Annotated in this window: 1 protein-coding gene; it reads left to right on the forward strand. The window is 72.0% G+C overall.

From position 1 onward, the window contains the following. On the forward strand, nt 1–250 hold a 250-nt coding region (locus SB773_RS33605; protein WP_410594792.1), incomplete at both ends, for a PhzF family phenazine biosynthesis protein.

Here is a 250-nt window from a genome sequence, read left to right on the forward strand (position 1 = left end):
GGTGGACGACGACCTGGCGTGGATCACCGCGCGGCCCGAGTGGACGCCGGAGTTCGAGTGGCTGGAGCTGCAGTCCCCCGAGGACGTGGACGCGCTCGACCCGTTCGCCTTCCCGTCCGGCCAGCACTACGCCTACGCCTGGATCGACGAGGCGGAGGGCACCATCCGCTCCCGCATGTTCGCCCCCGAGATGGGGATCATCGAGGACGAGGCGACGGGTGCCGCCGCCGTCGCCCTGACGGCTCGCCTC

The sequence above is a fragment of the Bacillus sp. SIMBA_074 genome (assembly GCF_046534555.1).
In the GTDB taxonomy this organism is placed as follows: domain Bacteria; phylum Bacillota; class Bacilli; order Bacillales; family Bacillaceae_G; genus Bacillus_A; species Bacillus_A mycoides.